The sequence below is a fragment of the Heyndrickxia sporothermodurans genome, assembly GCF_003055045.1.
In the GTDB taxonomy this organism is placed as follows: domain Bacteria; phylum Bacillota; class Bacilli; order Bacillales; family Bacillaceae_C; genus Heyndrickxia; species Heyndrickxia sporothermodurans.
The window spans coordinates 1-7,236 of the sequence record NZ_NAZB01000055.1; the positions used below are offsets into that span (position 1 = coordinate 1).

9 protein-coding genes are annotated in these 7,236 nt (G+C 40.7%); all 9 read right to left on the reverse strand.

The genetic code is table 11. The features are described from left to right. A partial coding sequence (locus tag B5V89_RS17280; RefSeq protein ID WP_142406539.1) for a VRR-NUC domain-containing protein occupies positions 1 to 180 on the reverse strand: 180 nt, incomplete at its 3' end. A gap of 518 nt (positions 181 to 698) precedes the next feature. Then, positions 699 to 3,125 carry a virulence-associated E family protein gene (locus tag B5V89_RS17290; RefSeq protein ID WP_108073217.1) on the reverse strand — a complete coding sequence of 809 codons (2,427 nt, stop codon included), beginning with the start codon at positions 3,123 to 3,125 and terminating at the stop codon, positions 699 to 701. 35 nt (positions 3,126 to 3,160) lie between these two features. Continuing rightward, a complete protein-coding gene (locus B5V89_RS17295) occupies positions 3,161 to 3,451 on the reverse strand; it encodes a MazG nucleotide pyrophosphohydrolase domain-containing protein (RefSeq protein WP_108073219.1) in 291 nt (96 codons plus the stop codon). 186 nt (positions 3,452 to 3,637) lie between these two features. Continuing rightward, entirely contained in the window at positions 3,638 to 3,913 is a 276-nt protein-coding gene (locus B5V89_RS17305; protein ID WP_181294704.1) for a DUF3310 domain-containing protein, read from the reverse strand. 14 nt (positions 3,914 to 3,927) lie between these two features. Then, entirely contained in the window at positions 3,928 to 4,128 is a 201-nt protein-coding gene (locus B5V89_RS17310; protein ID WP_108073223.1) for a hypothetical protein, read from the reverse strand. A 14-nt stretch (positions 4,129 to 4,142) separates the two neighbouring features. Next, positions 4,143 to 4,283: a hypothetical protein gene (locus B5V89_RS20330; RefSeq protein WP_213083813.1), complete on the reverse strand. Its 141-nt coding sequence runs from the start codon at positions 4,281 to 4,283 to the stop codon at positions 4,143 to 4,145. Continuing rightward, a complete protein-coding gene (locus tag B5V89_RS17315) occupies positions 4,267 to 4,680 on the reverse strand; it encodes a hypothetical protein (protein ID WP_108073224.1) in 414 nt (137 codons plus the stop codon). The genes B5V89_RS20330 and B5V89_RS17315 overlap by 17 nt, the downstream gene beginning before the upstream one ends. A gap of 15 nt (positions 4,681 to 4,695) precedes the next feature. Beyond that, entirely contained in the window at positions 4,696 to 5,295 is a 600-nt protein-coding gene (locus B5V89_RS17320; RefSeq protein ID WP_108073225.1) for a hypothetical protein, read from the reverse strand. A 35-nt stretch (positions 5,296 to 5,330) separates the two neighbouring features. Next, on the reverse strand, positions 5,331 to 7,236 hold a 1,906-nt coding region (locus tag B5V89_RS17325; RefSeq protein WP_108073227.1), incomplete at its 5' end, for a DNA polymerase.

Below are 7,236 nucleotides of genomic sequence, written 5' to 3' on the forward strand. Positions count from 1 at the left end.
CTGTAACGGTCTTGACTTTTTACCGGGTGCTTTCAACTCGATAAAAAACACTCTGCCTCCTGGAAGAATAACCAACCTATCTGGCACACCTGCATTACCAGGTGATTCGAATTTATAGGCTCTCCCTTTTATTTTTTTCACTTCATCCCTCAAATAAATTTCAATATCTCTTTCTCTCATTTCGGTAGCCTCCAAAACCATTCTGTGGATCCGCCCTCACTCCAATTTGCGTTGTTGATGGTTTCAATTCTTAGACTCTTTCTAGCTGCTTTGAATTCAGATTTTTTAAATCCTTGTTTTTTAAAGTCCTCTCTCACCTCATCGCAAAGGACAAAATCTCTATCTTTCAAAAAATTAAAAAGCCATTTTTCACAGTCGTTCAATTCTGCTCCTCCTAACATCCCTGTCTACTTTAAGACCCCCTATATGCATATATATAAAAAATAGGCTATTTAGGTAATACGTATATATCTCTATTCTCTCTATTCTCTCTATTTATTACTTTTACTAGATTTAAGGTATACAAAGTATACAAAGTAATATAAATATAGATATACCAACGTTTTTTCTGTATACTTTGCCGTATACTTTCTCAATTTTTAAAGTATACAAGGTATACACTTCCATTTTTTAGGAAGGTATACAAAACAGGGAGAAAGTATACAGTTTTTCAAGAGAAAGTATACAAACATACATTCTTAGTTTTCGCGGATATATCCACCTTTTACGATCCCGTAAGGACCGTACCGGAAAGGATTTTTCTTCTTTTTCCACCCTCCGATTTGCTCTAAAACGTCATTAATGGCAATCGTATCTGCTCGCTTCATGAATCGGATTTCTCCGCCTAAACACTCGACCCATATCTCTGCTGCACATACTCGGTCTCTTGGTTCGGTAGGCGTGTCTACCTTTCCAAACTCACCGGACCAATACATTTTCCTAGCGCCTATGTCTTTCTTCTGCCAATCTAACGGCACTTTTCTTTCGATAAATTCACGAATAAGACTCTCTCGTGGATCTTGCTCCGAATGGCTTTCTTGTTGCCGTTTCGCCTCTTCTGCCAGCTCCCCACTTAAGAACGTGCTCTCGCCCAACCGCCAATGCATCACTGCCTCCGCCCATAACTGATCCACTTCACCATCTAAATGGTGAAACACGCTTTTTGTCGGTTGCTGAATTCCAACATCAATCGGAAGAAAACGTCGACCACCTGTTGGATCCTTTAAATAATCACTTCTATTGGATGTACCAAAAAACACGCAACGTCTAGGATGCTTTTCCGTTTTCCGTGCATAGGCAGCCCGATATTGATCTTCTGTACGGCTTAAAAATCCTTTGATGGTATTTACATCACTTTTGTTATACGCGCTCATTTCGCCTATTTCCACAAGCCACACACCCTGTAAAAGTTCAGCTGCCTCTTTCCCCTCAAAGGATTCAATGCTATTGGTAAACCACGATTTCCCCATCTTCTGAATTAAAGTGGTTTTCCCCATCCCCTGCGCACCGGTCAAAACAGGCATGGTATCATGTTTGCATCCCGGATTCATCGCTCTTGCAACAGCAGCGATAAACGATTTACGAGTAACAGCCCTCGTATAAGGCGTATCAGCTGCTCCAAGATAATCGATAAAAAGAGTTTCTAAGCGTTTTACACCGTCCCAATGTAAACTATTGAGATAGTCGACAACAGGATTGAACCGGTTCTTGGCTGCGCACAACACCAAAGCATCATTAATTAGATCGCGCACACGAAAACCTAATATCTTTTCAAGATAACTTCTTAATCCTGCATCATCTTGCTCTGTCCATAAAAAAGGTCCTTCTTCTTGATCTCTCGGTGCCCAGGGAAACGGTGCGATGCCAATAACGGCATCCGCAAAGGAATCCATACGAATGCGCCCTTTTAAATTAGGATCGCCTTCAAGCGCAATCTGTGCATTTTCAATGGACTTTAACGGTTGTCCAGTCGTGGGACTGATTTTTAACTTTTGAATCCAATTGAAATCCTGTTCGGTTGCTGGGGATCCTGACTGCCCCACCGGAGAACCAAAATCCTGCATCGCCTGCTCATACCGTTCTTGGTTCAACGCTGCTCCTACGCCTGTGTCATTTAGCGCAAAGGCACTCATTTGGACGAAAGAAGGCAATTTATTGACAGGTGTATCGGGCTTTGCTTCATCGTCTAATTCCCCAAACTTATGCAAACGGACCAAGTCAAAGGCATTAACAAGACGACCACTGCACGGATCCGTTGCATGGTGTGAGTAGAGGAAAAGCCCATCTTCATAAATAACAGCTCCACCAACCGTAGAACCTCCAACAAAAGTATATCTTCCGGATCCGTCATCAGTTGGAGTGTAGACACCCGGTAAAAAGGTTTCAATCGCTGAATGGATATCGTATTGCCGGCAGAACGCACCAACGACTCCACGCTTTTCAAGAGGATTTCCTTGTTTAGCCGCCATTCGGACATGAGTTTGACTCGCTCCGGGTACTTCCGGCCACTCGGCGATATTACGCCAATCTCCATAAGTAGCGAGTAAACCATCTGTATCAAGAAACGGTTTATCTCCGTAATTGAATACATATTGACTGTCGGAACAACAAGATGGCCAATACATTAAACGTGACGCTTCGAACGTGGTAGGATCCGCAAGAGACATTCCAATGAAAGATGCTAGCTTACGTGCTAAAGGTTCATATTCATCTGCTGTAGCTGTGCGACTTAAAGGAACTAATACACGTAAACGAGGCTTGTTTTCCTCATGCTTGCGGGTAGAGTAGGTAGCATAAGCGCACCCTAATCCCTCAAGTCTTTTTAGTACATCAGCTGTGCCACCGGCAGGAATATTGTCCAGGTCAAGCGTGATAATATCTCTACCGGTTACATTGGAAGCCTTTCGTCGATTCCCTGCTAATGTACCCCCTACAAATCCCCCAACGTCTTTTAGATCATCCTGTTGGGATTTTGGCAGCTTGAGATATTCCGCAAGGGTTTCGGTTCCCCTTGCAGCTGTGCGAAGTCTTTCCACCATGTCGGACCAATATAAAGTTTGAGGAGGCCACTGGGTGGCCTTACGACTCCCAGCAGCAGATATAATAATTTGTCTGTCAAATTGCATATTGATCACCTAAGTTTTGGTTATTTTCCTTTCTGTTAATACGCCTTTCCTCCGTGCTTATATGATCTGTGTTTATTTCTTTCCATTTTCATTAAGATAGCTTTCTCAAGGTCAATATCCTTAGCCCCGCATAGATCAAAAATACGAATGCAAACATCTGCTAACTCTTCTGCGAAATTTTCCTCGTCACCTCTACGATCGGCCTCAAGTGCTTCGCTAACCTCACTATGGATTAACGCTAAGAAAGTTCCTGTTTCTCTTGGTTCATCATGCCATCCTTTTGAGATTGCTGTAGCAAAAGCTTCCTCACATAATTTATTAATCATTATCGTTCCTCCTTTGTCGTACTCTTTGTACCTTTATCCCGAAACGTTTTTTGAAGCGTGTTAGCGTGGCATTATCACAAAAGAAATGTTTCTCTACGATTTCCTTATCCGTCTTTCGTTGCTTCTTAAGTTCCAGATAAGGCTCTATGTCATTCTCATTTAATAACGGTACATTGCCCAAACTGATCACTCCTTTTGTGCGTCCTCCAAATCTATTAATTTATTTAAATAAAACAAACCCTTTTTCAAATCCTCGACTCCGTTTTTCTTATCGAATCGCGTTAGATATTTAAGACAATTTATCCGGTAGAAGCCTTTTAACTCTTCCTTGCTAAACTGCAATTCTGCAAAACTAATCACATCGATTCCGTTACGATGGTAATGGGATGGGCGGTTAATAACATCTTCTTTTGGCTTGTTTTCATAATTGATGTTGCGTGGAATAAATGGACCGTATGACAAGTGACTCTCTCCTTCTAAAACCATTTATTTTTATCCGATTGGACATCGATTTCACGAAAAGACTGTAGAACTAACTCATACTTCAATTCCTCATAATCTAATTCGTGAAGGTCTTGCCCAAGTTGGCTTTTTGTTACGCCTGCTTCTAGCAATCTTTCAAGAACAAAATTTCGTTTCATTTCCATTGTTGGTTGTACAGAGTTGTAGTTTCCCATAGCTATCAACTCCTTTAATTAATAGGTTTCCATCCGTTTCGAATACGTGCTTTTAATTCGTATTTCTTTAACGGCTCGTACAGATAAACCATATGTTCACCTTCTTGACGAAACAACAGTGTCCACTTTGACTGACGTTTACGCTTCCGAGCCATCATCAATTACCGCAATTGGGATGTACTTAAAATCGTGAAAATACTTTGACATATCGTATAACTCGATATATCCTTTTTGGTCTTGTTTGTATGTTAAAGTGAGGCAATCATCACTAATAGAAATTTTTAGATTAAATTTCTTCAACTTATTCAAATAGGCTTGAAGGACTTTATAGTTGATAATAATCCCTTCAACCTTTACTGGAAGAACCCATGAAGCCGAATATATTTTTTGTAAATGTTCAAGATTATCCAGTCTCTTTTGATCAACAGCAGGAAGGACTTTAACCCCTTTATGCAATTTTTTAATAGCCCTCTCCGTTGCTTTATAGCCCTGGGCTTTTTGTTTCATTTCGGCTTTTACCTTTTCCAAATCTCCACTAACAATCGTAATCACTTGGCGAACCCTCCTTTAATAACGTCTAATCGGTAGAATAAGAGCTTTTAAGTCACCTGTTTCATCTTCGATCAATAAAGGTCGATTTCTCCCGTAAAAATTTACTTTAACCGTTTCACATTTGGCTGCTTTGAACAGTTTCATAGTTTCCAAGAGATATAGAGCATTAAGGGAAAAAGGCTCCTTAAATGGTTTAGATAAAGTGTATGAACCCATCATGACTCCAGCAAAGATAAAAGCAACGGTCTTATCTTTAAAATCGATATCCACTTTCTCCCTAGCAACCATTCCTGTGTGATAAAGAATATCTGCAGCTTGTAATAGTTCACCCACTTCAAAAACGATTTCTTGTTGCGGATCGTTGTATGGCATAAGTCTATCTACTGGAGGATAATTTCCTTCAATCTTTTTTCCTTTAGGAGTAATAACGGATCCTAAGTCTTTATTGTGATGTGTACCGAACGCTTTATATAATCTGTGTGAATCAGTGACTACTAACGAACCGTCCTCATGATGAAAAACACCTGCTAACACCGGACGTGTCGGATTGATTTTAGTTGCGTTCTTGGTCACTTTTTCAGCATGTCTCATGAAAACTTCGTAAGAGATAGGCATATCTTGTCCTCCTTTTGCATAAATTCTAGTAACAATCAATCTTTTTTGTAATATTCAGAAACAAAACCATCTGCGTTTAGTGGAAGTCCAGGCGCCCAACTAATTTCTTGGCTCATAATCTTTTCCACTTTTTCTAAATCAGCTTTTTCCTTCGGTACGTCCAGTACAGCTTCATCGTGTATGTGCATGACGGTTTGATAACCCGCTTTTTCTAATCGATCAAGTGTAACGGCCAAACAATCTCTTGCAATGGCTTGTACCACATTCTCGACCAATTTACCGCCGTAAGTGTTCGTCTGTTCCCATTTCTTTGTCGTTTGGTTTAAGCCGTAATAGTAAATCGAATCTTTGCCAAAATCATTTTCAGAAAGAAAAGGTTTTACGTAAAACAACTTCCTGCCACTTGGCAAGGTGATTGTGAGAAAATCTAATCCGTTTTGAATGTCACTTTCACGCGCTATGATTAACCCTCTTACGCCTGCAGGTTGCCCGGTTCTCATAACAGACAAGGCAGCGTTTTCTAGGGAATACCATAAGTCTTGTATTCGTTTATTTGATGATCGCCAACGTCTTACGATGTCGGGTAATTCTTCTTCGGTTAATCCCATGTTTAGAGCTCCCATAGAGATTAATGCTCCGGATCCACCTTGATAGCCTAAAGCCAATTCAGCGACTTTTCCTTTTTGACGCAATTCATATTCCGGATTACCTTTCTTGATTAATTCGATTGGAACACCAAACATTTGGGATGCCGATGCTTCATATATTTTTCCATGAGTGTTGAAAACATCTAAGCGCCATTGTTCACCTGCTAGCCATGCAATCACTCGCGCTTCAATCGCTGAAAAGTCAGATATAACTAGAAGATTTCCTTCACTCGGTACAAAAGCTGTGCGTATTAATTGTGAAAGGGTGTCCGGTACATTTCCGTAAATCAGCTTTAAGGCATCCACTTTCTTTTCTCTAACTAATTCACGAGCATGGCCGAGAGTTTCGAGATAATTTCGAGGGAGGTTCTGTACTTGTACAAGTCGCCCTGCCCATCGTCCGGTACGATTGGCACCGTAAAACTGTAAGAGTCCTCTAACCCTGCCATCTTCACAAACGGCGCTTACCATTGCTTCGTACTTTTTCACGCTTGTTTTTGAGAGTTCTTGTCTTATTTCTAGCGCTCTCTTAACATCGCCTTCTGTTGACTTTACGAGGTTGGAAACAGTCTCTTTTTGTAAGTTTTCAACCTCTACACCTTTTTCTAATAACCACTTCGTTAATTGGGCGGCACTGTTAGGATTATTTAATCCTGTAATTTGTTTAGCCTCTTCCGTCAGCGTTGCTGTTGTCACATCATTTATGTAAAGAGCCCCATCGATTAGCTGACGATCGACTGCTACACCATAAGCATTAATCCGTTGATCCAATTCCCACATTTTTTGTTCTTGCAAAGGCACAGGAAACTTAGATAACTTATTTTCAATCTCTTTTTCTACTTCAACGTCTTGAATATTGTATTCTTTAAACAGTTCCCACTTCTCCGGTTCATGATGAGGGAGTGTTCGGGTACGCCCGCCGTTCTTTTTATTTGGTTTGGTAGGGGTACAAAACAATTTAATTAGCGAAGTACCTACTGACATTTTTCGTTTATCTTGAGGTAAACCGATTGCCTTTGCTGTTGGTCCTAATCCTGCTGTATAGCCACAATACAAGCCGTGGAACATGGTACATCGCCAATGCGATAGCCAAGATAAAGGATCCCAGCCAAGATATTTGCTTAAGCAGTACCATTCAAATGCTGCATTGTAAGCATGCTTTGTAATCTGTGCATCAGCCATTGCTATAATGATTTCTCCCGGTAATCGCTCACCTTGTGCTAAATCTACGATCTTGGTAGGTTCACCATTGATAGAATAGGCAAATAACAATATTTCAAAGTCGGGAGACTGT

Bases quoted from the DNA above. Each gene is read 5' to 3' on its own strand.
- B5V89_RS17290 (WP_108073217.1), bottom strand. From the start codon at position 3,125: ATGCAATTTGACAGACAAATTATTATATCTGCTGCTGGGAGTCGTAAG.
- B5V89_RS17295 (WP_108073219.1), bottom strand. From the start codon at position 3,451: ATGATTAATAAATTATGTGAGGAAGCTTTTGCTACAGCAATCTCAAAA.
- B5V89_RS17310 (WP_108073223.1), bottom strand. From the start codon at position 4,128: ATGGGAAACTACAACTCTGTACAACCAACAATGGAAATGAAACGAAAT.
- B5V89_RS20330 (WP_213083813.1), bottom strand. From the start codon at position 4,283: ATGGCTCGGAAGCGTAAACGTCAGTCAAAGTGGACACTGTTGTTTCGT.
- B5V89_RS17320 (WP_108073225.1), bottom strand. From the start codon at position 5,295: ATGCCTATCTCTTACGAAGTTTTCATGAGACATGCTGAAAAAGTGACC.